Consider the following 24643-nt stretch of genomic DNA (forward strand, 5'->3'; position numbering starts at 1 on the left):
GTTTAAGGAACAATGACATGCATGATATTCGCCTGATCCGTGACAACCCTGATGCGTTCGACGCCGCGATGGCCCGTCGGGGCCTCTCTGGTGTCTCAGGTGAATTGCTGTCGCTGGATGAGACCCGCCGCGCCGCCATCTTGGCCGCCGAAACCGCCCAGGCCGAGGCCAACAAAGCCGCCAAGGAAGTGGGCGCCGCCAAGGGCCGTGGCGATGAGGCAGAGTTTGAACGTCTGCGCGCGCTGGTGGGGGAAAAGAAATCCGAAATCGCCCGCCTGAATGACGAAGCCAAGGCGCTTGATGCCAAGCTCACCGAGATCCTGATGGGCCTGCCCAACACGATCTATGATGATGTGCCGGCTGGCGAAGACGAAGACGACAACGTGGAAATCAACCGCTGGGGCACCCCGCGCGAGATGGATTTCAAACCGGTTGAACATTACGAATTGCCCGCCGTGCAGTCGGGGCTGGATTTCGAAACCGCCGCCAAACTGTCCGGTTCGCGCTTCATGGTGCTGTCCGGCGCCGTGGCCCGCACCCACCGGGCGCTGGCGCAATTCATGCTCGACGTGCACACCGAAGAAAACGGTCTGACCGAAACCTGGACGCCGGTCCTCGTCAAGGAAGAGATGATGTATGGCACCGGGCAATTGCCGAAATTCGGCGAAGACAGCTACAAGACCGAAGATGGCTGGTGGCTGGTGCCGACGGCTGAGGTGAGCCTGACCAACATCGTCAATGGCGAAACCGTGAGCGAAGGCTACCTGCCGCGCCGCTATGTGGCCCACACCCAATGCTTCCGCTCAGAAGCAGGCAGTGCCGGGCGCGATACCGCCGGCATGCTGCGCCAGCACCAGTTTGAAAAAGTCGAAATGGTGTCGGTCACGAAACCCGAGGAAAGCGAGGCAGAACACGCCCGTATGACCCGCTGCGCCGAGGATATCCTTGAACGTCTGGAACTGCCCTACCGCACCGTGAAACTCTGCACGGGCGACATCGGGTTCGGCGCCAAACGCACCCATGATATCGAGGTCTGGCTGCCGGGGCAAAACACCTATCGCGAAATCAGCTCCGTCTCGACCTGCGGGGATTTCCAGGCCCGCCGCATGAACGCCCGCTTCAAGCCGGCCGAAGGTGGCAAGCCGCAGTTCGTGCACACGCTGAACGGATCAGGGCTCGCCGTGGGCCGCGCGCTGATCGCGGTGCTGGAAAACGGTCAGCAGGCCGACGGATCCGTTGACCTGCCCGCAGCCCTGCACCCCTACCTGCGTTGCAAAACGCGGATCACCGCCGAGGGTGAGCTGGTTTAAGAGGCTGATTTCTTTAAAAAACAAAAGCCCGGCCAAATGCGCCGGGCTTTTTCTTAGGCCTTTTTCTTGCGTCAAATACCTCGGGGTGAGGCTGAAAGCCGAGGGGCAGAGCCCCTTCCCCGATCAGCCCAGCGCAACCCCTTTGCGCCCCGCCAGATCCACAAAATACTGCCACGCCACCCGGCCCGACCGGGCACCGCGCGTGGCCTGCCATTCAATCGCTTCCGCGCGCAGGGTATCCGGGTCAACCTTGACCCCGTAAGCCTCACAATAGCCTGAAATCATGGACAGATATTCATCCTGCGAGCAGGGATGAAAGCCCAGCCACAGGCCAAACCGATCCGACAGCGAGACCTTCTCCTCCACCGCTTCAGACGGGTTGATCGCAGATTGGCGTTCGTTCTCGATCATGTCTCGCGGCATCAGATGGCGACGGTTCGAGGTGGCGTAAAACACCACATTCTCCGGCCGCCCCTCAATGCCCCCATCCAGCACCGCCTTCAGGCTTTTGTAATGCTGGTCGTCATGGCTGAAACTGAGGTCGTCACAAAAGAGCAGAAAACGGTGTTCAGAGCCGCGCAGAAGGTTCAGGAGCCGCGCCACGCTGGGCAGGTCTTCCCTTTGTAATTCCACGATTTTCAACGCCTCTCCCCGCGCCATAACCTCGGCATGAACCGCCTTGACCAGCGAGGATTTCCCCATCCCCCGCGCGCCCCACAAAAGCGCGTTATTCGCGGGCAGGCCACGGGCGAATTGCAGCGTGTTCTCAAGCAGCGTATCGCGGGAGCGATCCACCCCCACCAGCAAGTCCAGCGCCACACGGTTCACGCGGGGCACGGGCTCCAGCCGATCCGGGTGTGTGTGCCAGACAAAGGCATCCGCCAGACCGAAATCAGGAGCGGCCAGAGGGGCGGGCGACATGCGCTCCAGCGCCTCGGCGATGCGGGTCATTACGTTGGGGTCCAAGCTGGTGCTCGCCATAATCGCGTTCCTTTGCGGGGAATGAAAACTTTAAACTCTTTAAAGGCTGAAACAACAAAACTTTAAAGTCTTTAAAGGGCGAGAAGGCGGAACTTTAAAGTTTTTGAAGACGGGCCACCGGGAGCTATGCGGGTCCGAATCCTGTTTGAACCGATGACCCACAAAAAGAAAAAGCGCGCCTTAATCGGGCGCGCTTTTTGTTTTGGGTCTTTCAAAGGTTACTTGCCTTTGTCAGTGTCACCCTCGTCGATGTCGGCGTCGGTCTCATCTTCGCCTTCGGGGTCTTCGTCAAACTCGGCGAGAAGCTCATCGTCTTCATCTGCGTCTTTGTCGCCCTCTTCGCTTTCGTCGTCATCCTCGAACCAGAGACCTTGGGCGCGCAGCTCTTCTTCGCGCTTTTTCTCAACCCGGCCCACAAGGAAGATCGAAATCTCGTAAAGCCCATAGACCACCACGAACAGGATCACCTGGGTGATCACGTCCGGCGGGGTGACAAGGGCGGCCAGCACAAGGATGCCAACCACGGCGTATTTGCGCACCTCGCCCAGCCCTTTGGCGGACACCAGCCCGGCCTTGCCCATCAGTGTAAGCAGCACCGGCAGCTGGAAGCACAGCCCGAAGGCCACCACGAATTTGATCGTCAGGCGCAGATATTCCTGCACCGAGCCCTGAAAATCGATCGAGGCCTGCACGTCGGTGTCACCCACGCCGCCGGATTGCTGGAAGCCCAGGAAGAAGTCGAAGGCCAGCGGCATCACCACGTAAAAGGCAAAGCTTGCGCCGAGGAAAAACATCACCGGGCTGGCGATCATGAATGGCAGGAAGGCGGCCTTTTCATTCTTGTATAGCCCCGGCGCCACGAAGCGCCACATCTGGTAGGAGATATAGGGGAAGGACAGCACCAGCCCGCCAAACAGCGAGATCGACACCGCGACAAAGAAGCCCTCCTGCAGCTTGATCAGGATCAGCCCGCAATCCGCCTGCCCGCGTTCGGCCATGGTCTGGCACAGCGGGTCGGTGAGGAAGTTGAAGATCGGGTTCCAGACGGTAAAGCAGATCACCATGCCGATGATAAAGGCGATGGCGGAATGGATCAGGCGGGTGCGCAGCTCGGTCAGGTGCTCGATCAGCGGCGCGGCACTGTCCTGGATTTCGTCGGTCTTGGTCATGCGTCAGATGCGTCCGATGGTTTGGGAGCTGTCTTTTTGGTCAGGTTTTTTTTAGCAGGAGCTTTTTTGACAGGAGCTTTTTGGGCCGGTGCTTTTTTAGCAGGAGCCTTTGCCGTGGCGGCTTTTTTTGCAGTCGCAGCTTTGGCGGCGGGCTTCTTGGCCGCGGGAGCCTTGGCCGGGGCCTTCTTCGCCGCCAGTTTGGTCGCGCCCTCCTCAGAGGTCTTACGCTCCACCGGTTTACCTGTCGCCCGTTTCACCGGCGCTTTCTTAGCGGCCGGTTTGGACGTTTCCATGGCCGGGTCAGGATCTGCGGATACCGTTTTCTCTGCCGATTTCTCAGCCGCCGCCTGCGCATTGGCCTTGGCACCAGCCTTTGCGGTGGCCTCGTGGATCTTGCGGGCCACTTCGGCGCGTTCTTCCGACAATTCGGGCGTCTTGGTGGCCGCATCCGCAGCCTTCTGGTCGCGCAGCGCCTTGCCGGGGTCCCATTTCTCGAACCCTTCAGCGGCCTTGTTCAGCGCATCCAGCCCCATGGATTTGGGGTTGCTCACGCCTTTGAGCGTGCTGGCGATGTCCTTGGCGCCGCTTTCATCCGCGGCTTCATTCATGGCCTGGCTGAATTCGCGCGCCATCTGGCGGGCCCGTGCGGTGAACCGCCCAAGCGTGCGAAACATGCCCGGCAGGTCCTTGGGACCCACCACAATCAGGGCGACCACCCCGATCACCAAAAGCTCGGTAAACCCGATATCAAACATGGAGAGCGTCCCCAGCACGTTGTCCGGGCAAGGCGCGGGTCAACCCCGTCACCCCGGACCGGACCGGTTGCGGCTTACGCCTTTTCCTTGTCTTCTTCGGGGGTGACGTCCTTGGCCACGTCCGCCGCCTGTTCTTCGATCTCTTTCTTGCCGTCATCAACACCTTTCTTGAAGGCGGTGATGCCCTTGCCAACCTCGCCCATCAGCGACGAGATTTTGCCCCGGCCGAACAGGACCAGAACCACAACGGCAATCAGAAGAAGGCCGGGCAGGCCGATATTGTTGAGCATAAGTGTCTCCCTCACCAGGCGGGTCCCCCCGCCATCCAATCTATTCAGAACAGATATGTATTCCCTTGTCGGCAAATATCAAAGCCCGAAAGCACATTTTCCGGCAATTAGCCCCTTTGGCACGGCTTTGGTCCCGTTCCCCGCCCTGTACGCCCCCGCGCCGGACCCTGTGCCCGACCCATTGCCCGCACCTCTTCCAGTGTCGAGGGTCGCCCCGCGATCTGGCGAGCGGTTTCAAAATAGGAGCGGGGGTGCGGATTTTCATTGGTTCACCGGTGAAATTCATGTCTGATCAGGGCAGATCCGGGTCTCCCGGACCGTGACCCTTCAGACAGGTGGAACAGGCCGATGCTGCGCGACCCTGCCATTTCTGCGCTTGCCCTTGGTCAGACCCTGATCTGGGCGTCGATTTACTACGTGTTTCCCGCGTTGTTGCTGCGGTGGGAACAGGATCTGGGCTGGTCCAAGACCGAATTGACCGGCGCCATCGCGCTTGCCGTGCTCGTCTCGGCCCTCGCCTCCCCACTGAGCGGGCGGGTGATCGACATGGGCCGGGGGGCTGCGCTGCTGAGCCTGTCTGCCACATTGGGGGCGGGGGGGCTCTTTGCCCTCTCCTATATCAGTGCCCTGTGGCAGTTTTACCTGATCTGGGCCTTGATTGGCGGCGCGATGGCAGGCTGTCTTTATGAGCCATGTTTTGCCATTGTCACCCGTGCCCGCGGCGTGGAGGCGCGGCGAGGCATCATCCTGATCACATTGGTTGCGGGCTTTGCCGGCACGCTGAGTTTTCCCACCACCCACGCCCTGGCCGAAGCCTTTGGCTGGCGCCACGCGGTGCAGGTCCTGGCCGGGCTGGTGGCCCTTGTGGTGGTGCCGCTGCTGTGGTTTGGCGCACGCCAGCTGGAGCGCGGCAGGCCACAGACCCCGGTGCTGCACGAAACCCCGGAAGCCCCCCGCGCCTTTCTGCGCCGCCCCGCCTTTTGGTGTCTTGCCCTTGCCTTCAGCTGTTTTGCCGTGGCCCATGGCAGCACGCTGCACCATCTTCTGCCGCTTCTGGACGAACGGGGACTGCCACCGGATATGGCGGTGCTGGTGGCCTCGTTCATCGGCCCGATGCAGGTGGCGGGGCGCATGGCGATGATGCTGTCGGAACGCTATATCTCAACCCATGGCGTGGCGATTGCCGCCTTCCTGTCGATGACCGTCTCTGTCCTGCTCCTGCTGCTGGGGGCGCACAGCCCGGCCAGCCTGACCGGGTTTGTCCTTCTGTTCGGCAGCGCGGTTGGGGTGGTCAGCATCCTGCGCCCGCTTCTGGCACGAGAGATCCTTGGGGCGCACAATTTCGGGGCCAAGACCGGCGCGCTTGCCCTGCCCTTTCTGGCCGGTTCCGCCCTGTCGCCCTTTCTGGGGGCGCTGCTTTGGAAAACAGGAGGGTATGCGCTGATGCTTGCGGCGCTGATCCTTGTACTGGGGCTCGGCTGCCTGCTTTATCTGGGCGCGCACCGGCTGGGCCGCGCGCGCTGATCGGCGTTGGCTGAAGCTGGTTGGAGCCGCCCGCACTGACCGCGCTTGTCCGGCCAGACCCTCAGCCGGCCAGACCCTCAACAGCAGCCCCCCTCAGCAGACCAGACCCTCAGCAGGCAAGTCCCCTCAGAGGATCACACCTCGGCCGGGAACACGAAACAGCGGTCGCGGCGAATGGCAATCCACAAGGGCGTGCCCGGTTTGGGCAGAAAGACCGACGGCACGGTTGCGGTCAGGCAGGACCCGTCCTGCATCGAAAACTCAACCAGGCTTTCCTTGCCGATAAACCGTGCCCGGGTCACCTCGCCCCGCGCCCAGACCCCATGGGCCACGGTCGGGTTCGGCCCCTTGCCCTGCCGGTCAAAGTCGATCTTCAGATGCTGCGGGCGGATCACGATATCCACCTTGGTGCCATCCGGCATGCCGGGGGCCAGGAACTGGCCAAAGGCGGTATCGGTCAGCGCGCCCTGCACCAGCCCGGAAATCACGTTGATGTCGGAAAAGAACCCGGCGGCCTTTTTGTCCACGGGAGCGTTATACACATTATAGGGGGCGCCACGCTGCACGATCTCACCGTCGCGCATCAAGGCGATCTGATCGGCCATGCGCATCGCCTCTTCCGGCTCATGGGTGACCAGCACCACCGCAGTGCCCTCTTCTTTCAAAAGCGTCAGCGTCTCATCACGAATCCCGTCGCGCAGCCGGTTATCCAGCCCCGAGAACGGTTCGTCCATCAGCATGATCGACGGGCGCGGCGCAAGCGCACGGGCCAGCGCCACGCGCTGCTGCTCCCCGCCGGAGAGTTCATGCGGGAACTTGTCGATGAAACGCGCAAGCCCGACCTTTTCCAAAAGCTCCTGCACGCGCAGGCGTTTTTCCGTGCGCGACCCGGTCAACCCAAAGGCCACATTGTCGGCCACCGACAGGTGGGGAAACAGGGCGAAATCCTGAAACATCAGGCCGATATGACGTTTTTCCGGCGGCACGAACACGCCGGGACCGGCCATCATCTGCCCATCCATCCACACCTCGCCCGCATCCTGTTCATCCACCCCCGCAATGATACGCAAGGTGGTGGATTTGCCGCAGCCAGAGGGGCCAAGCAGACAGGTCACCTGCCCCGCATTCACGGTCAGTGAGATCCCCCGCACCACCTTTTGCCCGCCGAAATGGCGTTCGAGGTTGCGGATTTCCAGCCGCGCGGCAGGGCGGGCAGCAGGAGAAGGGCTGGCGTCCAGCATGGGCGGACCTTTCTTCAGACGGCAATTCCGATTGTTTAGATCAGACTTAGCCCGGATAGCAGCCCTGAGACGCGCCCGCAAGCCACCTGCCCCGCCTGAAGCGGGAAAGCATTGGCAAACGACACCGGTTTTGTCGCAAATGGGCTGGCCTTCTGCGCCCCGCTCTCCGATGCTGGCGCAAACATTCCCCGCAAGGAGGGCCCGATGCGCCTGCTGATTTCCTTTGCTGCCCTGCTTCTGTCCGTGATCCTGCTTCAGCTCAGCACGGGCGGGGTGGGGCCTCTGGATGCGCTGTCCGGGCTGACGCTGGGGTTTACAAAATCGCAGATTGGTCTGCTCGGTTCCGCCCATTTCGTCGGGTTTTTCATCGGCTGCTGGTGGTCGCCGCGCCTGATGGGCAGCGTCGGGCATTCGCGCGCCTTTGCGGTGTTCACGGCGCTGGGGGCCATTGGCCTTCTGGCCCATATGCTGGTGATCGACCCCTATGCCTGGGCGCTGATGCGTGTGGCTTCGGGCCTGTGTGTCGCCGGGGCCTATACGGTGATCGAAGCCTGGATGAATGCCAAGATCACCAATGAAACCCGCGGGCGGGCCATGGGGGGCTATCGCGCGGTGGATATGGGGGGATCGCTGGCGGCCCAGCTCTTGATCGGCGTTCTGACCCCGGCCCATTATGTAAGTTACAACCTTCTGGCGCTGATCTGCTGTGCGGCGATCCTGCCGCTGACGCTGACCCGGGCCAGCCAGCCGGAAACCCCGGACACCCCGCGGCTGCGCCCCGGTCTTGCCTGGCACCGCTCCCCGCTGGCGGCTGCGGGCTGTGTGGTCGCCGGCATCACCTCAGCCGCCTTTCGCATGGTCGGGCCGATCTATGGTCAGGAAGTGGGACTGGCGACCGGGCAGCTGGCCTGGTTCCTCGCGGCCTTCGTGCTTGGCGGCGCGCTGGCGCAGCTTCCGACCGGGTGGATTGCGGACAAATATGACCGGCGCTGGGTGCTGATCTGGCTCTCGGTTGCGGCGATTCTGAGTTGCTCCTTGACCGTGGCCTCCAGCGGGATGGGCACTCAGGTGGCCTTCCTGACGGCCGGGCTTTTTGGCTTCACCACCTTCCCGATCTTTTCGGTTTCCGCCGCCCATGCCAATGATTTCGCCAGTTCCACCGAGCGGGTGGAGCTGTCTGCCGCGCTGATGTTCTTTTACGCAATCGGGGCCATCGCCTCGCCTTATGTCTCATCAAACCTGATTGATGCCTTTGGGCCCCCCGCCCTGTTTGCCTTTGTCGCCATCGGCCATCTGGGGCTGATCCTGTTTGGCCTGAGCCGGATGCGGGTGCGCCCCACGGTTGAGGACAAGACCCCCTATACCTATACGCCGCGCACCTCGTTTTCGATGGGGCGGCTGTTTGGGCGGATGCGCGAGCGCAAGAGATCGGCCCCGGCAGCCAAGCTTGACAGAACCGGCGGGACACCGTAGCACCGCGCGTTCACCCCTGCCTGCCACAGCCCGACGCCTGAAAGGACCGTGCACATGTCCGCTTGCATGCCGATGTCCGATGCCACCCCGGAACAGCCCTGCATTCTGGCCGTGGATTTCGGCACCTCCAATACCGCGCTCGCCCTGATCGACGGCAACCGGATCCGCCGGATCCCCGTTGAAGGCGCATATGACACATTGCCCACGGCGGTGTTCTTCCCTTCTGACGGCGGCCCGATGCGGATTGGCCGGGCCGCAGCCGACGCTTTGATCGACGGTGAAGAGGGGCGCTATATGCGCGCGCTGAAATCCATCCTCGGCCAGCCGCTTCTGCATGAAAGCCGCCTGCTTGGTGGGAAACGCCAGACACTTGCCGATGTGATCACCGCCTTCCTGATCGAGGTCAGAACCCGGGCTGAAGCCGCAACAGGCAAGAACTTTACCCACGCTGTTTCCGGCCGCCCGGTCCGGTTTCACTCGGACAACGACGCTCAGGACCAACAGGCCGAGGCCGACCTGCGCGCCTGCTACCTTGCCGCCGGATTTGAAAAGGTGGAATTCCTATACGAACCCGAAGCCGCCGCCCTTGCCTGTCACCAACTTGCCTGTCACAAACTTGATGAGAACGCGACCGCACAGACCGGGATGATCGTCGATATCGGCGGCGGCACGTCGGATTTCACCCTCTACCGCGACAATGGCGGCACGGTTGAGATCCTCGCCAGTCACGGCATCCGGCTGGGGGGAACCGATTTTGACCAGCGCATTTCCCTGACCCATGTGATGGGACTTCTGGGCCATGGCGGCACCCTGAAACGCAGCTTTGGCGAGGGCGTTTTGCCAATGCCCAAAGCGATCTTCCAGGACCTCTCAACCTGGCCCATGATCCCCTTCCTTTATACACGAGAGACCGAACGCAAGGTCGACGACCTGCTGGCCCATGCGATCGACCCGGAAAAACTCACCCGCCTCAAAGAGGTGATCACGACCCAGCTGGGCCATGAGCTGGCCTTCGCCGTCGAAGCCGGAAAAATCGCCGCCAATGCCGCCACCCCCCGCGCGGTGATCGACATGGCCTTCATCGAGCGCAACCTGTCCGCACCGATCACTCCGGGCAGCATGACCGCCGCCCTGACCGGCCCCGAGGCCCGGTTCGACGAGGCCTTGAAGGGGGCAATCTATCAGACCTTGATGCGGGCGAATTGCCTGCCCGCACAGATTGACAGGGTGATCCTGGTCGGCGGCTCCAGCCTGATGCATCTTGTGTCGGATGTGATCTCGGCAACCTGTCCGCAGGCAAAACTCACCCAGTCCGAAGCGTTCACCGCCGTGGTGGACGGGTTGGCAATCGCAACGGCGCCCGCGCCCTTGCCCCAGCCGCCCGCCTAAACAGCCGGGGAAAGGGGCGCTGCCCCTCGCGAGACAAGCTCGCTCACCCCGGGATATTTACGGCAAGAGGAAAAGAGCACCTGCCCCCTTCCTCTTGCCCCCAATATCCTGGGGTGAGGACGAAGTCCGAGGGGCAAAGCCCCATTCTGCGCACTCAACTCCTCGAGGTCACTGCCCTCTGGCCCTTTCACCAAATTCCGCGTAGACAGGCGCAAACCTGAATTCGCCCTCATTACGGCCAATAAACGGAAATCTGCACATGAACCGCGTTCTCATCACCTCGGCGATCCCATATATCAACGGGATCAAGCACCTCGGCAATCTTGTGGGCAGCCAATTGCCCGCCGATCTTTACGCCCGTTACAACCGCGGGCGCGGGCGCGAGGTCATGTTCATCTGTGCCACCGACGAGCACGGCACGCCCGCTGAGCTGGCCGCGGCCAAAGCCGGCAAGCCGGTGGCGGAGTTTTGCGCCGAGATGCATGAGGTGCAGGCGGGAATTGCCGATCAGTTCCGCCTGTCTTTCGACAATTTCGGCCGCTCCTCCAGTGCGCAGAACCACAAGCTGACCCAGCATTTCGCGGGCAAGCTCGCCGACAACGGCTATATCGAAGAAGTGAGCGAGAAGCAGGTCTATTCCAACGCCGACGGGCGGTTCCTGCCGGATCGTTACATCGAGGGCGAATGCCCGAACTGCGGTTATGACGGTGCGCGCGGGGATCAATGTGAAAACTGCACCAAGCAGCTTGATCCCACCGATCTGATCAACCCGCGCTCGGCCATTTCCGGCTCCACCGACCTGGAAGTGCGCGAGACCAAGCATCTTTACCTGCGCCAGTCGAAGTTGAAAGACGCGCTGGATCAGTGGATCGACACCAAGACCGACTGGCCGGTGCTGACCACCTCGATTGCCAAGAAATGGCTGCATGATGGCGATGGGCTGCAGGACCGGGGCATCACCCGCGATCTGGACTGGGGGGTGCCGGTCAGGAAGGGCGATCAGGATTGGCCGGGCATGGAAGGCAAGGTCTTTTACGTCTGGTTCGACGCGCCGATCGAATATATTGCCGCCACTGCCGAGCTGGCCGATGAAAAAGGCGAAGGTCCGGAGTTTTGGGAGCGCTGGTGGCGCACCGACAAGGGCGCGGATGACGTGCGGTATGTGCAGTTCATGGGCAAGGACAATGTGCCCTTCCATACGCTCAGCTTCCCCGCCACGATCATGGGCTCGGAGGAGCCGTGGAAACTGGTGGATTACATCAAGAGCTTCAACTACCTGAACTATGATGGCGGGCAGTTCTCGACCTCAAAGGGGCGCGGCGTCTTTATGGATCAGGCGCTGGAGATCCTGCCGGCGGATTACTGGCGCTGGTGGCTTTTGTCCCACGCGCCGGAAAATTCGGACAGCGAGTTCACCTGGGAAAACTTCCAGGCCTCGGTGAACAAGGATCTGGCGGACGTGCTGGGGAATTTCGTTTCCCGCGTGACCAAGTTCTGCCGCTCCAAATTCTCGGAAGCGGTGCCGGCGGGCGGGGCATATGGTGAGGCAGAGGCCGCTCTAATCGCGGATCTGGGCGCCAAAATCCGCGCCTATGAGGGCCATATGGAAGCGATGGATGTGCGCAAGGCGGCACAGGAATTGCGCGGCATCTGGGTGGCGGGCAATGAATATCTGCAATCCGCCGCGCCTTGGGCCACCTTCAAGACCGACCCCGATCAGGCGGCCGCGCAGATCCGTCTGGCCCTGAACCTGATCCCGCTTTACGCAGTGCTGTCGGCCCCGTTCATCCCTGATGCGGCAGACACGCTTTCCGAGGCCATGAAGGTGGATATGCAATGGCCCGGTGATGTGGGTGAGGCGCTGTCGCGTCTTGAGGCCGGACATGAGTTTACCGTGCCGGACAACCTTTTTGCCAAGATCTCGGACGAAGAGCGTGAAGGCTGGCAGGAGCGGTTTGCAGGCACCCGCGACTGATCGCAGGCCGCGCGACGCCCACATGAAAACCGACAAAAGCCGCGCCCCCAAGCGCGGCTTTTGCAGTTTGGGACAGCCTGCAATTGATGCATATCATGGCCGCAGCGTCCATCTGTGGTCAGCGTGAACCGAGACCGCGATGCAACGGAGGGCGAAATGCGTGCCCGCGACCCCCAGTCAATGCGCGACGTCCCCACGATCGCATTTGTCCCCTTTCTGGGGCTGACCTTTGCCCTGTCCTGGACCATTGTCGGCAGCTACATCTTTTTCCCGGAAGTGATGTCCGCGCGGTTTGGAATGCTCAGCGGCGGGCATCCGCTTTACTTCCTTGCGACCTGGTCGCCTGCCCTCTCTGCCGTATTGCTGGTGATCGCCTTCAGCGGCCTTTCCGGTCTGCGCCGGTTCCTTTCCCGACTTTTGCTCTGGCGCATGCCGCTCTTTTGGTGGCTGTTCATCCTGATTGCCGTGCCTCTTGTCTATATGGCGGGATCGCTGCTCAAGGGGGGTGGGCTGCTGTCCCCGTTGCCACCGGATGGGCTGGGCATCGCTTTTGCCTTTCTGTTCATGATGCTGTTTCTGGGGCCAGTCGAAGAGTTCGGCTGGCGGGGGCTGGCCCAGCCAATATTGCAACGCCATCTGGCGCCCCTCTGGGCCGGGGTGCTGATCGGCTGTATCTGGGGGATCTGGCATCTGCCCGCCTTTTACCTGGCCAGCACGGTCTATGCGGACTGGAATTTCCTGCCGTTTTTCATCGGCAATGTCACGCTGGCGGTTCTGGTGACCCCGATGTTCAATGCCGCCCGCGGCAGCCTTTTGGTGCCGATGATGTTCCACTGGCAGCTGATCAACCCGTTCTGGCCGGATGCCCAACCCTATGACACCTGGATCCTGCTGGGCATCGCCCTGTGCGTGATCGTGTTCATGCGCCACGATCTGCTGCACCCCAATGGCGCCGTGACCGGGGTGGTGGTGCCAAAAGACCCGGAGGCGAGCTGAGGCACCGCGTCCGCATGTTGTGCCCCGACCTCACCAAACCGCAATATCCTGCCACGCGCCGCCCGTTTTATTTGGCGTTTGGGAAAAGTCGCGCTATCTTAAAAGTGTTTCAACTTATTATTGAGACACAATAATGAGGCGAAACGCTCGAAACCTACTGATGTTGCGGGCATTTCGAAATCAACTTGAGACACAAGTTGATTTCGAAACGCTTTAAAGAAAAGATAAGACAATCCCCGAAAAATATGGGGGAGCTAAACCATGGGCGACAGCAAAGGCGGCAGTAAATTGACCATCGCCAAGGGAAAACAGAAACCAATCCGGCTTTCGCTTTCCGACAAGCGATCCGTGCGCACCCAGTTTGGCGCGCTGCCTTACCGGATCAAGGATGGCAAGGTCGAGATCTTGCTGATCACCTCGCGCGGCAGTGGTCGATGGATTTTGCCCAAGGGCTGGCCGATGGATGGGGAAACCCCCGCAGGCGCGGCTGCGACCGAAGCGTATGAAGAGGCGGGTGCTGAGGGCAAGCTGAGCCATCAGGTGCTGGGATTTTATGCCTATGACAAGGGGCACGCGGGGGAGAAACTTCCTTGCGTCGTTGCGATTTTCCCGCTTAAGGTCAAGAAACTGTTGAAAAACTTTCCTGAAGCCGGGCAGAGGCGGCGCAAATGGGTGAGCCAAAAAAAGGCGGCTCAGATGATCAGCGAACCGGAGCTGCGCCAGATCATCAAAGCGTTTGATCCGAAGGCGTTGCACAGGTAACCCCCCCGATTTTCCACCTGCCTTGTCACCTGCCTCGCCACCAGCGACGTGTCAGGTTCCTACAGCCGTGGCTCAAAAAGAAGCGAACCCATGATAGCTTATATTACCCTAAAGCGTTTCGGTTTTAACCTGACACAGGGCAAAACCGAAACGCGGCAAGAGATATCAATGTCGTGGGCGTTTCGGAATAAACATGTGTCTCAAGTTTATCCCGAAATCTGAATCACTGGTTTTGGGCGGAACGCGCGAAACGCTCATATGTTGCACCGCGCCTCGCCTTATCCCCTTGCCATGCCCCGCCTGCCCTTCCATATTAAAGGACGCCGGGAAGATGGGGCCAAAATGATCAGATACGCCTTGAAATGTGACCAGAACCACGGGTTTGAAAGCTGGTTTCAGAACGCTCAGGCCTTTGACAGCCTGAAGGCGGCGGGCATGGTGACGTGCCCCGACTGTGGTTCCACCAAGGTCGAAAAATCCCTGATGGCGCCAAAGGTGCGCCCGTCGCGCAATGCGGTGGCGACCGCGTCTGAGCCTCTACCCGCCCCCGCTGCGCCCCCTGCCCCAGACACTCCTGCCCCCGTGGCCACCGCGCCGGACCCGGAGATCGCCCGCCCGATTGCCGAGCTGAAAGCGAAGGTTGAGGCGGAAAGCGATTATGTGGGGGACAAGTTCGTGTCCGAGGCCCGTGCCATGCACCTGGGCGAACGCCCAGACCGGCCGATTTATGGCGAAGCCCGGCTGGAAGATGCCAAAGAATTGCTGGAGGAAGGCGTGCCGGTCATGCCACTGCCCTTCACCCCTACCCGCAAGACCAACTGATCCCTGCCCCACAAAGGCCCCGTGACCCGGTGTGCGCGCTCTGATACCGTGGCGGCATATCGACAGGATCGGGAGGGTGCCATGCGCGTAGTGATCACAGGGGCCAATCGGGGCATCGGGCGGACGTTGTATGACAGCTATCTGGCGCGGGGCGAGACGGTGATCGGCACCGCGCGGGGCGGCAAGGGCGGTATGGTGGCGCTGGATGTGACCGTGGCGGAAAGCTTTGCCACGCTCCATGAAGCCGTAGGGGATCAGCCGGTGGATCTTTTGGTCTGCAACGCGGGTGTGTATCTCGATAAATTTGAACGGCTGGATGATGGATACCCGGCTGAACAATGGGCGGACACATTCGCCGCCAATGTCACTGGCGTTTTTCAATCTGTGCAGACCCTTTTGCCCAACCTTTTGTCAGCGAAGGGGAAAATCGCAATCATTTCATCCTGCATGGCCAGCCATGAGCGGGCTCCGGGAGGGAGTTACATCTACCGGGCCTCGAAGGCGGCTGTCCTGAATCTGGGGCGCAATCTGGCCGCGGATCTGGCTGCGCAAGGGGTTGCGGTGGGGATCTATCATCCCGGTTGGGTCAAGACCGACATGGGGGGAGATGAGGCGGATATTACGGTAGAAGAGGCCTGTGCGGGGCTAACCCAGCGATTTGACGCGCTGTCGATGGACACGACCGGCGCATTTGAAACCTGGGACGGGCAGCCGCACCCGTTTTAAACACTGCTCTGAGCGTGACGTTGGGATTGGAGGAAAGGGGCTCTGCCCCTCGGGCTGCGCCCTCACCCCGGGATATTTGTGGCAAGAGGAAGGGGGCGGCGGGAGAAGGCGCGCATTGGATGAGGCGGGATGGGGCCACTGTGCGCGGGCGGTGCACAGCCGGGTCGCATTACATCGCAAACACGGGCCATTTCCACGGTTTTATTGCGTCCAGAGGGGCGTGCGGGTTCGATCCTGTCTTGCCCTTTGCGCCGACCCTGCGTAAGACGGGCCGGACGAAAATTCAGGGATGGGGGAACCATGCCAACTCTGGTGATGAAATTCGGCGGCACCTCGGTCGCCAACCTGGACCGGATTGCGCGCGCCTCGAAGCGGGTGGCGCGCGAAGTGGCCAATGGCTATGACGTGATTGTCATTGTCTCGGCCATGTCCGGCAAAACCAATGAGCTTGTGGGCTGGGTCAGTGACACCTCGCATCTTTATGATGCCCGTGAATATGACGCGGTGGTGAGTTCAGGCGAGAATGTGACCGCGGGTCTGATGGCGCTGCGCCTGCAGGAGATGGGCATTCCGGCGCGCAGTTGGCAGGGCTGGCAGGTGCCGGTGAAAACCACCAGCGCGCATAGTTCCGCCCGGATCGAAGAGATCCCCAGCGACAATATCAACGAGAAATTTGCCGAGGGCATGAAAGTGGCCGTTGTGGCCGGTTTCCAGGGGATCAGCCCCGAGGGTCGGATCACCACGCTTGGGCGTGGCGGATCGGACACCACCGCCGTGGCTTTTGCGGCCGCCTTTGAGGCCGAGCGGTGTGACATCTACACCGATGTGGACGGGGTTTACACGACCGATCCGCGCATTTCCGACAAGGCGCGCAAGCTGGACAAGATCGCCTTTGAAGAGATGCTGGAGCTGGCATCATTGGGCGCCAAGGTGCTGCAGACCCGCTCGGTCGAACTGGCGATGCGCTATAAGGTCAAGCTGCGCGTCCTTTCAAGCTTTGAAGAATATGACCCGGAAGCAGGCACACTGGTCTGCGACGAGGAGGAAATCATGGAACAAAACGCCGTATCCGGTGTCGCCTATCAGCGCGACGAAGCCAAAATGACCCTGATTTCGGTGGCGGACCGCCCCGGGATTGCCACCGCGATCTTCACACCGCTGGCGGAGGCCGGGATCAACGTGGACATGATCGTGCAGAACATTTCGGAAGAAGGTCGCACCGACATGACCTTCTCCTGCCCCGTCGATCAGGTGGCGCGCGCTGAAAAAGCGATGCAGGATGCCAAGGAGCAGGGCAACATCAACTTCCACGACATCGTGGCGGATACGGATGTGGCCAAGGTGTCGATTGTCGGCATTGGCATGCGCAGCCAGACCGGTGTGGCGGCCAAGATGTTTGACGTGCTGTCGCGCGAGGGCATCAACATCAAGGTGATCACCACGTCGGAAATCAAGATCTCGGTGCTGATTGACCGCAAATACATGGAGCTGGCGGTTCAGGCACTGCATGACGCGTTTGAGCTGGAGAAAGCGTAAACGCGCCTCCTGCCTCAGCTGGTGAATTGAGAGCCCCCGGTGTGATGCCGGGGGTTTTGTTTTGGGGGGAGCTTAAAGGCAGCTCTGCGGGACAAATCCGACCTTGGATTTTTGGGCTTCTCTGACGCCGCATCTTATTGCTTTTGCGGCATGCTGTTCGCTGCGTTGCGGCCGATGTCGTCAAACCGGTCCCTGAGAGCCGGTCTGCGGGACGCTATTCATACGGTCATTTTGCTGTAATCGGGACCAATCATCGAGGGGTCAGACGAAGCGCCCTTTTGATGTGAGGTGTCAAACGTCCGCTACCCAAGCCCCGGGCGCATCGCGCAAAATTACATGTGTCTACGGTCCGAAACCCAAAAAGGCTTTGGCCGCGAAGCATACCACCGAGCACCTAAAGCGTCCGACCTTTTACCTAAAACATCATGTGGCGCGAATGTCCCGAGAATGCGAAGCATGACAGGGTATTCGTGCCTCAGGTTTAAGGTCGGGCGCTCTAACTGGCAGGTCTGATTTCACCGGTGTCAAGCACTGGCGACGCATCCATATCTTCGGCGTCCAACATAGTGGCCACGCGTTCAAGACTGGCAACCAACATGGCCTGTTCCCAATCCTCCATCGCGGCGAACTTACGCACAAAGCGTTGCTGAAGTGGGTCCGGAGCCTCTTGCAGGACGGTGCGGCCCTCGTCGGTAAGCAGGATATTTGTCTGGCGGCGGTCCAGGGTGGATTTCTCGCGCACTGCCAGCCCATCACGCACCAGCTTGTCGACCAGGGACGTGACCGTTCCCTGCGAAACGCGCATGCGCAGCGAGATGGCTTTGGCGGTGGCGTATCCCTGTTCCGCGACAATTTGCAGAACGCGAAACTGGGTGGGGGTGACGCCCGTAGACTGGCGAATCTCGCGCCCGAACAGTTCTGTCGCGCGTACTATTCGTCTTAGGGCAATCAAGCTGCTGTCGATCCGGTCCAATTCGCCTCCATTAGTTTGATCATCAAAACATACCCACTCCGGTGCCTTCGCGCAAATTCAAAATTAATTCGAGAAGCGAAGCGATCATTGCGGCATTACGGCGGAAAATGGGGGTATTTGTTGCAATACCACTACAAATCGGGACGTGTCGTCACGTTAATACTTTGACTGTTGAAACTTAGACCTCTCCCTGATACTTCAGCCATCGAAGCGAAAGGAGCCCACAATGCAACACCCCGCTCACCCCATGCGCGTCGACTTACCGTCCTTACGCAAGCCCACCGCCGAAGATGGCGCCGATATCTGGAAGCTGGTCCGGGCCTGTCGCCCGCTCGATGAAAACTCCATGTATTGCAACCTGCTACAATGCGATCACTTTGCCGACACGTGTGTTCTGGCCGACCTATCGGGCGAGGTTGCAGGCTGGGTGTCCGCCTATGTTATGCCGAACGAACCCGACACCTTGTTCGTCTGGCAGGTTGCGGTGTCGGAAACCGCGCGTGGGCGGGGATTGAGCGGCCTGATGCTGCAAAGCATCCTGAACCGTCCGCAGTGCAAAGACGTGACACGACTGCAGACCACCATTACCGCCGATAACGAGGCCTCTTGGGCCCTGTTCCGTAAATTCGCCAGCCTTCAGGGAAGCGAACTGGATATCGTACCCTATTACACGCAAGCGCTGCATTTCCGGGAACGTCACAAGACCGAGCATATGGTCACGATCCCGCTGGCTGATCGGGCACAGCTGGCCGCCTGAGCCATGCGCGCCCCTTTGCTGAGCAGCCCGTTCTTTTTCCATCCGCCAAAACCCGAGAGAGGTCGTATGTCTACGAACCCGCCTGAAGTCGCCATTTTCAAACGCCGCGAATCCGACGCGCGCAGCTATTGCCGGGGATTTGACACTGTGTTCACCTCGGCAAAAGGATCCGAGATGCTCGCCCGCAACGGCACACGATACATCGACTTCCTGGCGGGGTGTTCGTCGTTGAACTACGGACACAATGATCCGGACATGAAAGAGGCGCTGATCAACCATTTGCAGTCGGATGGTCTGGCCCACGGACTGGATCTGCACACGGATGCCAAGGCCGCATTTCTGGACGCGTTTGACCGTTTCATCCTTCAGCCGCGCAAGATGGATCACAAGGTGATGTTCACCGGCCCCACCGGGGCCAATGCGGTAGAAGCGGCGCTGAAACTGGCCCGCAAGGTCACAGGGCGCACCAATGTGATCGCCTTCACCAACGGATTTCACGGCGTCACCTTGGGGGCGCTGTCTGCGACCGGCAACAGCTATCATCGCGGCGGTGCGGGCATCACGCTGAACGGCGTGACGCGCATGCCCTATGACGGCTATTTCCCCGGCACCACGGACACGGCCGATTTCCTTGAAGCCATGCTGAAAGACCGCTCGTCCGGGCTTGACGCGCCTGCGGCAATCCTACTGGAAACGGTGCAGGGTGAAGGCGGGCTGAACGCTGCGCGCCCCGAATGGATCCGACGTGTGGCCGCGCTGGCCAAGGAATATGGCGCGCTTCTCATCGTCGATGACATTCAGGCGGGCTGTGGCCGGACCGGCGGCTTCTTCTCGTTCGAGGACATGGGCATCACCCCTGACATCATAACGCTGGCGAAATCCGTCTCAGGCTTTGGCCTGCCTATGGCGCTGTTGCTGGTGCGTCCGGAACACGACGTCTTTGGCCCCGCCGAACATAATGGCACCTTCCGGGGCAACACCCATGCCTTTGTCACTGCCCGCGTCGCAATCACCAAGTTCTGGGCTGATGATCAGTTCCAGAAAGAGGTCGCCGCCAAGGCGCGCTTGTTGACCGCGGCGCTGGAAGAAATGGCCGAGTTTCTGCCGGGCGCCAAGCTCAAGGGGCGTGGCATGATGCAGGGGCTGGATGTGGGGTCGGGCGATCTGGCTGCCGACATCTGTGCGCGCGCTTTCCGGGACGGGCTGATCATTGAAACCTCAGGAAGCGAGGATCAGGTGATCAAAATTCTGGCCCCGCTGACCACGGATCAGGACACTTTCCTGAAGGGTCTGAGGATCCTGCGAAACGCCATGCGCATTGCCACCGATTCAAGCAAATTTGCAGCGGAGTAAGACATGATTATACGCGATTTCAACGAGATCATCACAAAAGAACGCGACCGGGTCGTATCGGATGCGCAATGGAGCAGCGTTCGCATGTTGCTGGCGGATGACGGGATGGGCTTTTCCTTCCACATCACCTTTCTTGAGCCGGGTTCTGAACACACGTTCGAGTACAAGAACCATTTCGAAAGCGTCTATTGCATGCAAGGCACCGGGTCGATCACGGACCTGGCCACTGGGGAAACCCACTATATCAAGCCCGGCGTGATGTATGCGCTGGACAAACACGACCGCCACATCCTGCGCGCTGAAGAAGAGCTGGTCATGGCCTGTTGCTTTAATCCGCCGGTCACCGGCACCGAAGTGCACCGCGAAGATGGCTCTTATGCGGCGGCAGACGACCTCGAAACAGCCTAGGAGGCTCCGGCACAAGCCGGATGATATATCGTGACCTTCCCTTCACATACCGTCGAGAAAATCGGCGGCACCTCAATGTCGCGCATCCACGAGCTGCGCGACAGCTTGATCATTGGCGACCGGAAATCGGACGCCCTGTTCCACCGTGTTTTCGTGGTTTCTGCCTTTGGCGGGATCACCAATCTGCTTCTGGAGCACAAGAAAACCGGCGCGCCCGGCGTCTATGCTCTGTTTGCCAATGACGACAATGACCACAGCTGGCTGGATGCACTGACCCGCGTGGCCGAGGCGATGGGCGCATGTCACAGCAAGGTTCTGGAAAATGCCGCCGACCGCACCTTGGCCGAGGATTTCGTCCGCGACCGGATCGAGGGTGCGCGCAATTGTCTTTATGACCTGCGGCGTCTGTGCTCCTATGGGCATTTCCGCCTGTCGAGCCAGATGATGATCGTGCGCGAGCTTCTGTCCGGTCTGGGCGAGGCGCATTCCGCCTATGTCACGACGCTCATGTTGCAGCGTACCGGGGTCAATGCCCGTTTCGTTGATCTCAGCGGCTGGCGCGATGAAACCGAATGCAATTTGCAAGAACGTATCGCAGGCGCTTTTCAGGACGTAGACCTGGCAAACGAACTGCCCATCGTGACAGGCTATGCGCAATGCCGTGAAGGGCTGATGCGCGAGTATGATCGTGGCTATTCGGAAGTTACCTTTTCGAACATCGCCGCCTTCACCGGGGCAAAGGAGGCGATCATTCACAAGGAATTTCATCTGTCCTCTGCCGATCCGGCTCTGGTTGGCGCAGAACAGGTGCGCAAGTTGGGACATACGAATTACGATGTCGCAGATCAGCTTTCCAACATGGGGATGGAGGCCATTCACCCCAACGCCGCCAAAATCCTGCGTCAATCGAAGGTGGCGTTGCGGGTCACCAATGCATTTGAGCCCTCTGACCCAGGGACGCTCATTGATGAGCAGCCAGCGGACAGCCCAGCCGTGGAAATCATCACTGGGCTGAACGTCGTTGCGCTGGAACTGTTCGAGCAGGACATGGTGGGCGTAAAAGGCTACGACGCTGCCGCTCTGGATGCGCTCAAGCGCCACAATGTGCGTATTGCCTCGAAGACGTCGAACGCCAATTCGATCACCCACTATGTCGAGGCTCCGCTGAAAATCGTGCGGCGCGTGGTGTCTGATCTGGAAGATACATACCCCTCAGCCAAGGTCAGTGCGCGCAATGTGTCGATTGTCTCGGCGATTGGGCGCGACCTGAGTGGTCTAAAAGCCTTCAGTCGAGGTCTGATTTCTCTTGAAATGGCAGAGATCGAGTTGATTGCCGCCCACCAGACGCCGCGCAATGTGGACATTCAATTTGTCGTCCCGCGCGAAGCGGCCGATGCAGCTGTGGTGGCTTTGCACGCGGCTCTGATCGGGGCGTCAGGCGAAGCGCATCTCCAGCAGGTGGCGTGACTGGGTTTGCACCGAAACCGCGGAGGGCAGTGGTGAAAGGCTAAGACCTGCGCCGCAGAGTTGGTTTGATTGCGCCAAGAGAAACAGAAACGCTGTTTGTGCTAACCTGTGCTCACAGCCACACCCGAGGCAAGGAGAAAACCATGGACGTCAAGACACCGGAAGAGAAAACCACACCGGACCCGCGCACAGTTCGAGAAGGCGCGAACCTCTCAGCGGAAGAGATGGCCGACCTGATCGGTATGAGTGTGAATGGCTACCGGCTCTGGGAGAGCGGTCATCGACAGCCGGGCGGGCCGACCTTCAAGCTACTGGGGCTCATGGCTCAGGATTCAGAGACCACCATACGCCTCCTCCGAAGTCTTCAATCCTGACACCGAAAAGCGATTAACTGTCGGTGGCAGTATTACCGAAACACGCAGCGGTCCGGTTGAGCAGCTTAGTCGGACACCCAATCGTTGAGATTAACCAAGCAAATCGTCCTCAAACGGAAAGCGGGATAACAACTCGATCCCGGTTTCAGTGACCAGTACCTGTTGTTCCAGTTTGACGCCTTCACCCCCCGTTGCCTTCCCGATGTAGCTTTCGACACAAAGTGTCATGCCCGGCAGGATCTCCCCATCATACCCCGCGTCAGGGAAGTCCCCGCGGTGGTAAAGATAAGGGTACTCCCCGGTCATTCCGCAGCCATGCGCGGACAGATAATAGCGGTTCTCGTAATATGCGTCAGGGATATCCCACGCGCGGTCGGCATAGTCGCGAAAGCTCATGCCCGGTTGAAAGCGTGGTGTCCGACGACCCGGTCAGCCTGCTGGCTGCGGAACACGACCTTGTGATCACCTATGGCAGCGCGCCCCCGGATGGGTGGACCGGGGTCAGGTTGATGGATGAAGAACTTGTTCCCGCGATTGCGCCTGACCGATTGAGTGCTTTTCAAAACGCGCCGCACGACATGCTTCTGCTCGATTATGACAGAAATGCTCCGGACTGGATCAACTGGGATATCTGGATCAAGCAGAACCCTAATTCGGCATTGTCTGCGCTGCCAAGGCAGCGATGCGAAACCTACTCGCACTCTATCGGGCGCGCGATTTCCGGCGAGGGCATCGCGCTGGCAAGCTGTGCCTTATTGCGCGACGAACTGAACACCGGTGCGCTGATTGCTCTGGATAAAGAACCTAATAAAACAGGCAAAAGCTACTTCCTGGTACATCGTGCCGGGGTGAGCTACTCCCCGAAGTTTGGACAGTGTCGGGCGTAAGTTAAGCTACTCTCTGCTCCTGCTGATCGGGTTTGGTTTTGTTTTTTCTCAGCCAATAGACCACGGCTGGGGGTTTGCCGCCAAGGGCGGAATGGGGGCGCTTGCGGTTGTAGAACTCGATCCACTTACCGACGCCGGCTTTCGCCTCTGATCCGGTTTCCCAGGCGTGCAGATAGACGCACTCGTATTTCATGCTCCGCCAGAGGCGTTCCACGAAGATGTTGTCGAGGAAGCGCCCTTTGCCGTCCATCGATATGCGGACACCTGATCGCCGCAAGCTGTCGGTCCAGGCGCAGGACGTGAACTGGCTGCCCTGGTCGGTGTTCATGATCTCGGGTGGGCCAAACCTGGCGATGGCCTCGTTCAACGCTTCGACGCAGAAGTCCGCCTCCAGTGTGTTCGATATGCGCCAGGCCAACACCTTGCGGGTGTGCCAGTCGATGATCGCCACCAGATACAGGAACCCGCGCCGCATCGGCAGGTAGGTGATGTCTGCTGCCCAGACCTGATTGGGCCGACCCACTCGCAAAGCTCGCAGCAGATAAGGATATGTCTTGTGCCCCTTCGCTGCCTTGCTGGTGTTGGGTTTCTGGTAGATCGGCATCAGGCCCATCAGCCGCATGAGCCGCCGGATGCGCTTCTCGTTCACCAGATGGCCCTCATTGCGCAGGTGCCAGGTCATCTGCCGGACACCAAAGAACGGCGTTTCCAGGAACTGCTCGTCGATCTGACGCATCAGCATCAGATTCAGCGCCGTCTCGCCCTTGGGCTGGTAGTAGAACGACGAGCGCGAGATCGACAGCAGCTTGCACTGCCTGCCGATGGACAGGTCGGGATTGGCAGGCTCAACCATCTTCCGTCTCACTTGCCGATCCACGGCTTGAGCTTTCGTGACAAAAAATCGTTGGCCACGGCCAGCTCCCCGATCTTCGCGTGCAGTTCCTTGACCTGCTCCTCGTCAATCTCAGGGGCTTTCTTGCCGCCGCGCTCAAAGACGCCGGACGCACCTTCCAAGAGCGCCCGCTTCCAACTGTGGATCATCGTCGGGTGGACGCCAAACCGGCTCGCCAACTCAGCGACCGTCTGTTCACCCTTCAGCGCCTCAAGCGCCACCTTCGCCTTGAATTCCGGCGAATGGTTCTTCCGTTTCGACATCTCTGATCTCCTTCTCATCGAAGACCAGCAGACAACAAATCGTAGCTTACGTCAGTGTCCGAATGTCAGGGGGTAGCTCAGGGTATCACTGCATGACGGTGCGGCGGGTTTTGCACATTTTCTACAGGCCTTTGGCACCTCACTTTAAATTCAAAACAACGGTTGACCTGCGCGCTTTGAAGGCGCACTGCGCCCGCTGCGTTCGCGGATAGCGAGCGTTGATGTTGATAGCATCGCCAGAGTGTTGCTGATGAAGCGTGCCAATCCGAAACCATGTGCCTAACGCCCAGCACGCCAGAGAAGTGTAGGCTGATAACCTG

Annotated in this window: 24 protein-coding genes; 16 read left to right on the top strand and 8 right to left on the bottom strand. The window is 60.1% G+C overall.

Annotation, left to right across the window (positions count from 1 at the left end):
• The first annotated feature begins 17 nt into the window (after window positions 1-17).
• A complete protein-coding gene (gene serS, locus XMD517_RS06295) occupies window positions 18-1310 on the top strand; it encodes a serine--tRNA ligase (RefSeq protein ID WP_173486648.1) in 1293 nt (430 codons plus the stop codon).
• Window positions 1311-1433: 123 nt separating this feature from the next.
• Here the strand turns inward: serS and XMD517_RS06300 are convergent, their stop codons facing one another.
• The 4 genes from XMD517_RS06300 to XMD517_RS06315 all read right to left on the bottom strand — a co-directional run bounded on the left by XMD517_RS06300 (window position 1434) and on the right by XMD517_RS06315 (window position 4505).
• Window positions 1434-2291, bottom strand: coding sequence for an ATP-binding protein (locus XMD517_RS06300; RefSeq protein WP_173486649.1), 858 nt, complete (start codon window positions 2289-2291; stop codon window positions 1434-1436).
• 218 nt (window positions 2292-2509) lie between these two features.
• The gene (tatC, locus tag XMD517_RS06305) at window positions 2510-3460 is read right to left on the bottom strand and encodes a twin-arginine translocase subunit TatC (RefSeq protein ID WP_173486650.1); all 951 of its coding nucleotides are present in this window, start codon (window positions 3458-3460) and stop codon (window positions 2510-2512) included.
• On the bottom strand, window positions 3457-4215 hold the full coding sequence (gene tatB, locus XMD517_RS06310) for a Sec-independent protein translocase protein TatB (protein ID WP_173486651.1): 759 nt from the start codon (window positions 4213-4215) through the stop codon (window positions 3457-3459). Before tatB ends, tatC begins: the two co-directional genes overlap by 4 nt.
• A gap of 74 nt (window positions 4216-4289) precedes the next feature.
• Window positions 4290-4505: a twin-arginine translocase TatA/TatE family subunit gene (locus XMD517_RS06315; RefSeq protein ID WP_055189637.1), complete on the bottom strand. Its 216-nt coding sequence runs from the start codon at window positions 4503-4505 to the stop codon at window positions 4290-4292.
• A gap of 348 nt (window positions 4506-4853) precedes the next feature.
• Here XMD517_RS06315 and XMD517_RS06320 point away from each other — a divergent pair, with 348 nt between their 5' ends.
• Window positions 4854-6029: an MFS transporter gene (locus tag XMD517_RS06320; protein WP_173486653.1), complete on the top strand. Its 1176-nt coding sequence runs from the start codon at window positions 4854-4856 to the stop codon at window positions 6027-6029.
• Window positions 6030-6163: 134 nt separating this feature from the next.
• Here the strand turns inward: XMD517_RS06320 and XMD517_RS06325 are convergent, their stop codons facing one another.
• A complete protein-coding gene (locus tag XMD517_RS06325; RefSeq protein ID WP_173486654.1) occupies window positions 6164-7270 on the bottom strand; it encodes an ABC transporter ATP-binding protein in 1107 nt (368 codons plus the stop codon).
• A gap of 204 nt (window positions 7271-7474) precedes the next feature.
• On the opposite strand from XMD517_RS06325, the gene XMD517_RS06330 reads away from it, so the two are divergent.
• The 8 genes from XMD517_RS06330 (at window position 7475) to XMD517_RS06365 (ending at window position 16949) form a co-directional block, all read left to right on the top strand.
• Window positions 7475-8743, top strand: a complete 1269-nt coding sequence (locus XMD517_RS06330) for an MFS transporter (protein WP_173486655.1) — start codon at window positions 7475-7477, stop codon at window positions 8741-8743.
• Window positions 8744-8797: 54 nt separating this feature from the next.
• The gene (locus XMD517_RS06335) at window positions 8798-10132 is read left to right on the top strand and encodes an Hsp70 family protein (protein ID WP_254449719.1); all 1335 of its coding nucleotides are present in this window, start codon (window positions 8798-8800) and stop codon (window positions 10130-10132) included.
• Between the two features lie 259 nt (window positions 10133-10391).
• Window positions 10392-12107 carry a methionine--tRNA ligase gene (gene metG, locus XMD517_RS06340; protein ID WP_173486656.1) on the top strand — a complete coding sequence of 572 codons (1716 nt, stop codon included), beginning with the start codon at window positions 10392-10394 and terminating at the stop codon, window positions 12105-12107.
• A 156-nt stretch (window positions 12108-12263) separates the two neighbouring features.
• Complete coding sequence (locus XMD517_RS06345) at window positions 12264-13103, top strand: CPBP family intramembrane glutamic endopeptidase (RefSeq protein ID WP_173486657.1); 840 nt, start codon at window positions 12264-12266, stop codon at window positions 13101-13103.
• A gap of 261 nt (window positions 13104-13364) precedes the next feature.
• On the top strand, window positions 13365-13865 hold the full coding sequence (locus tag XMD517_RS06350; protein WP_173486658.1) for an NUDIX hydrolase: 501 nt from the start codon (window positions 13365-13367) through the stop codon (window positions 13863-13865).
• 342 nt (window positions 13866-14207) lie between these two features.
• Window positions 14208-14687 carry a DUF1178 family protein gene (locus XMD517_RS06355; RefSeq protein WP_173487937.1) on the top strand — a complete coding sequence of 160 codons (480 nt, stop codon included), beginning with the start codon at window positions 14208-14210 and terminating at the stop codon, window positions 14685-14687.
• An 81-nt stretch (window positions 14688-14768) separates the two neighbouring features.
• A complete protein-coding gene (locus XMD517_RS06360; protein ID WP_173486660.1) occupies window positions 14769-15413 on the top strand; it encodes an SDR family NAD(P)-dependent oxidoreductase in 645 nt (214 codons plus the stop codon).
• A 300-nt stretch (window positions 15414-15713) separates the two neighbouring features.
• Window positions 15714-16949, top strand: a complete 1236-nt coding sequence (locus XMD517_RS06365; protein WP_173486661.1) for an aspartate kinase — start codon at window positions 15714-15716, stop codon at window positions 16947-16949.
• Window positions 16950-17445: 496 nt separating this feature from the next.
• Here the strand turns inward: XMD517_RS06365 and XMD517_RS06370 are convergent, their stop codons facing one another.
• Window positions 17446-17922 (bottom strand): MarR family winged helix-turn-helix transcriptional regulator, encoded by a 477-nt coding sequence (locus XMD517_RS06370; RefSeq protein ID WP_173486662.1) that lies wholly within the window; start codon window positions 17920-17922, stop codon window positions 17446-17448.
• 226 nt (window positions 17923-18148) lie between these two features.
• Here XMD517_RS06370 and ectA point away from each other — a divergent pair, with 226 nt between their 5' ends.
• From ectA to XMD517_RS06395, 5 genes are all read left to right on the top strand, one after another.
• The gene (ectA, locus tag XMD517_RS06375; RefSeq protein WP_173486663.1) at window positions 18149-18679 is read left to right on the top strand and encodes a diaminobutyrate acetyltransferase; all 531 of its coding nucleotides are present in this window, start codon (window positions 18149-18151) and stop codon (window positions 18677-18679) included.
• Between the two features lie 66 nt (window positions 18680-18745).
• On the top strand, window positions 18746-20032 hold the full coding sequence (gene ectB / locus XMD517_RS06380) for a diaminobutyrate--2-oxoglutarate transaminase (RefSeq protein ID WP_173486664.1): 1287 nt from the start codon (window positions 18746-18748) through the stop codon (window positions 20030-20032).
• Window positions 20033-20035: 3 nt separating this feature from the next.
• Window positions 20036-20440 carry an ectoine synthase gene (locus XMD517_RS06385; protein WP_173486665.1) on the top strand — a complete coding sequence of 135 codons (405 nt, stop codon included), beginning with the start codon at window positions 20036-20038 and terminating at the stop codon, window positions 20438-20440.
• 30 nt (window positions 20441-20470) lie between these two features.
• Window positions 20471-21907 (top strand): aspartate kinase, encoded by a 1437-nt coding sequence (locus tag XMD517_RS06390; RefSeq protein ID WP_173486666.1) that lies wholly within the window; start codon window positions 20471-20473, stop codon window positions 21905-21907.
• Between the two features lie 143 nt (window positions 21908-22050).
• Window positions 22051-22281 (top strand): DNA-binding transcriptional regulator, encoded by a 231-nt coding sequence (locus XMD517_RS06395; RefSeq protein ID WP_173486667.1) that lies wholly within the window; start codon window positions 22051-22053, stop codon window positions 22279-22281.
• Window positions 22282-22371: 90 nt separating this feature from the next.
• Here the strand turns inward: XMD517_RS06395 and XMD517_RS06400 are convergent, their stop codons facing one another.
• Entirely contained in the window at window positions 22372-22677 is a 306-nt protein-coding gene (locus XMD517_RS06400; protein WP_217360484.1) for a M24 family metallopeptidase, read from the bottom strand.
• A 17-nt stretch (window positions 22678-22694) separates the two neighbouring features.
• On the opposite strand from XMD517_RS06400, the gene XMD517_RS06405 reads away from it, so the two are divergent.
• Complete coding sequence (locus XMD517_RS06405; protein ID WP_173487938.1) at window positions 22695-23168, top strand: LysR substrate-binding domain-containing protein; 474 nt, start codon at window positions 22695-22697, stop codon at window positions 23166-23168.
• Window position 23169: 1 nt separating this feature from the next.
• Here the strand turns inward: XMD517_RS06405 and XMD517_RS06410 are convergent.
• Window positions 23170-24323 (bottom strand): IS3 family transposase gene (locus tag XMD517_RS06410; RefSeq protein WP_371732405.1). Its coding sequence is split into 2 segments (ribosomal slippage): window positions 23170-24056 and window positions 24056-24323, totalling 1155 coding nucleotides; the frame shifts between segments, so codons are not numbered across the junction.
• Window positions 24324-24643: the final 320 nt, after the last annotated feature.

The sequence above is a fragment of the Aliiroseovarius sp. xm-d-517 genome (assembly GCF_013283135.1).
Taxonomy (GTDB): domain Bacteria; phylum Pseudomonadota; class Alphaproteobacteria; order Rhodobacterales; family Rhodobacteraceae; genus Aliiroseovarius; species Aliiroseovarius crassostreae.

Bases quoted from the DNA above. Each gene is read 5' to 3' on its own strand.
- XMD517_RS06320 (WP_173486653.1), top strand. From the start codon at position 4,854: ATGCTGCGCGACCCTGCCATTTCTGCGCTTGCCCTTGGTCAGACCCTG.
- serS (WP_173486648.1), top strand. From the start codon at position 18: ATGCATGATATTCGCCTGATCCGTGACAACCCTGATGCGTTCGACGCC.
- XMD517_RS06360 (WP_173486660.1), top strand. From the start codon at position 14,769: ATGCGCGTAGTGATCACAGGGGCCAATCGGGGCATCGGGCGGACGTTG.
- XMD517_RS06315 (WP_055189637.1), bottom strand. From the start codon at position 4,505: ATGCTCAACAATATCGGCCTGCCCGGCCTTCTTCTGATTGCCGTTGTG.
- XMD517_RS06395 (WP_173486667.1), top strand. From the start codon at position 22,051: ATGGACGTCAAGACACCGGAAGAGAAAACCACACCGGACCCGCGCACA.
- XMD517_RS06350 (WP_173486658.1), top strand. From the start codon at position 13,365: ATGGGCGACAGCAAAGGCGGCAGTAAATTGACCATCGCCAAGGGAAAA.
- tatB (WP_173486651.1), bottom strand. From the start codon at position 4,215: ATGTTTGATATCGGGTTTACCGAGCTTTTGGTGATCGGGGTGGTCGCC.
- XMD517_RS06300 (WP_173486649.1), bottom strand. From the start codon at position 2,291: ATGGCGAGCACCAGCTTGGACCCCAACGTAATGACCCGCATCGCCGAG.
- XMD517_RS06345 (WP_173486657.1), top strand. From the start codon at position 12,264: ATGCGTGCCCGCGACCCCCAGTCAATGCGCGACGTCCCCACGATCGCA.
- ectB (WP_173486664.1), top strand. From the start codon at position 18,746: ATGTCTACGAACCCGCCTGAAGTCGCCATTTTCAAACGCCGCGAATCC.
- XMD517_RS06365 (WP_173486661.1), top strand. From the start codon at position 15,714: ATGCCAACTCTGGTGATGAAATTCGGCGGCACCTCGGTCGCCAACCTG.
- metG (WP_173486656.1), top strand. From the start codon at position 10,392: ATGAACCGCGTTCTCATCACCTCGGCGATCCCATATATCAACGGGATC.
- XMD517_RS06330 (WP_173486655.1), top strand. From the start codon at position 7,475: ATGCGCCTGCTGATTTCCTTTGCTGCCCTGCTTCTGTCCGTGATCCTG.
- XMD517_RS06325 (WP_173486654.1), bottom strand. From the start codon at position 7,270: ATGCTGGACGCCAGCCCTTCTCCTGCTGCCCGCCCTGCCGCGCGGCTG.
- XMD517_RS06355 (WP_173487937.1), top strand. From the start codon at position 14,208: ATGATCAGATACGCCTTGAAATGTGACCAGAACCACGGGTTTGAAAGC.
- XMD517_RS06335 (WP_254449719.1), top strand. From the start codon at position 8,798: ATGTCCGCTTGCATGCCGATGTCCGATGCCACCCCGGAACAGCCCTGC.
- XMD517_RS06385 (WP_173486665.1), top strand. From the start codon at position 20,036: ATGATTATACGCGATTTCAACGAGATCATCACAAAAGAACGCGACCGG.
- tatC (WP_173486650.1), bottom strand. From the start codon at position 3,460: ATGACCAAGACCGACGAAATCCAGGACAGTGCCGCGCCGCTGATCGAG.
- ectA (WP_173486663.1), top strand. From the start codon at position 18,149: ATGCAACACCCCGCTCACCCCATGCGCGTCGACTTACCGTCCTTACGC.
- XMD517_RS06400 (WP_217360484.1), bottom strand. From the start codon at position 22,677: ATGAGCTTTCGCGACTATGCCGACCGCGCGTGGGATATCCCTGACGCA.